Source organism: Thiolapillus sp. (genome assembly GCF_048562965.1).
In the GTDB taxonomy this organism is placed as follows: Bacteria; Pseudomonadota; Gammaproteobacteria; order Chromatiales; family Chromatiaceae; genus Thiolapillus; species Thiolapillus brandeum_A.
On the sequence record NZ_JBHNMF010000807.1, the window covers coordinates 1 to 1,327 of the forward strand.

General features: G+C 53.1%; 1 protein-coding gene. It reads right to left on the bottom strand.

The features are described from left to right. A partial coding sequence (locus ACOCD2_RS20230; RefSeq protein WP_419625973.1) for a UvrD-helicase domain-containing protein occupies window positions 1-1,308 on the bottom strand: 1,308 nt, incomplete at its 3' end. Between the last annotated feature and the right edge of the window lie 19 nt (window positions 1,309-1,327).

The following is a 1,327-nucleotide window of genomic DNA, read 5'->3' on the forward strand; positions in this document are numbered from 1 at the left end:
GCCACAGACATGAGGCACGGCATCGTTGGTATCACCGGATGCGATGCCATATTCCGCTTCGCCACGAAGTTCGCTGACAAAGTCAGATGGCCTGCTAACAGATGCAAGTAGCGTCAGGGAATGGCGTGCGCGGGTCATGGCGACATACATTACCCGTCGTTCTTCGGCATTTTCAAAAAGTTCAGTTTCTGTGGACACCAAATCCAGGAGCGGATCATCCGCAATTTCAGATGGAAATCCGGTGCGCCCGCTGGCGGCATTGAGCAGGATAACATGATCGGCCTCCAATCCTTTTGATGCGTGAATGGTCTTGTAGGAAATGCTGAGGTTCGGGAATTGATGCTTCAGTTCCGAAAGATTTTCGGGCCGAACAAAGCGGTATCTCCCCAAGAGAAGTACACAGGTCTTTCGCCTATTCGCATCCCCCGTTTCCGACAGATTGGTCAGGACTTCCCGCAGTTTCGTATCGGTGTCATTGTACTCAGTGTCAACTATACGAATGGCGGGTTTTTTGGCGGTGCCCGCCGGAATGACCTTCTTCGGGATTTGCGACGGGTTTTTCAGGACAAATCGGCGGGCGGCGAAGGCAATCCGGTCAACTGACCGGAAAGTTCGACCCAGATCGATAACCCGGTGAACGGCACTTTCCCCATCAAAATTACCGCCAAATTCATGCCCGAAATTCCGCATCAGGTGAATGTCAGACCCGGCAAAGCGAAAAATTGACTGCCAGTCATCACCGACAGCGAACAGGCGGGTATCGGCGTGCTGTGCCTTAAGTGCCTTGATAAGGCGTGCGCGGCTTTGGGAAATGTCCTGGAATTCATCGACGAGGATATGGTGAAAGGGGCTGTCATATCGCCCAATCTCGGCATAGTGCGCTGCCCGCAGGATCATATCCTCAAAATCGATTCGCTTGCCAAGCCGCTTCTGATACTCCTGATAAACCGGCTCAAAAATGTTCAGAAAGGCTTTGGCGCGCCGACCGGATTTTAACGCGCGGGCCTTATTTTCGCAGTCCTGAATGCTGTAGCCACCATTTTTGTATTTGCGCAGGAATGTGCCAAGGAGGCGGGTAAAGCTGTCGATCCGATGTAACTCAATCAGCCGATTAAAAATCGTTTCAGGACGGCGGGGATTGTAGGTGACATGTGGCGCGAGCTTTTCTTCAAGAGCCTGGAGCAGGCGGCCTTCCTGGCGATCGTAACTGAAGGTTTCGATCAGCACGGTGCCATGCGTCGCATGGACCCCTCGCTTCCATTCCATATCGGCGAGATATGCGTCCCGATCGATATAAGGTGCCGTCATCAGGTGTTCGGTCCCGTCC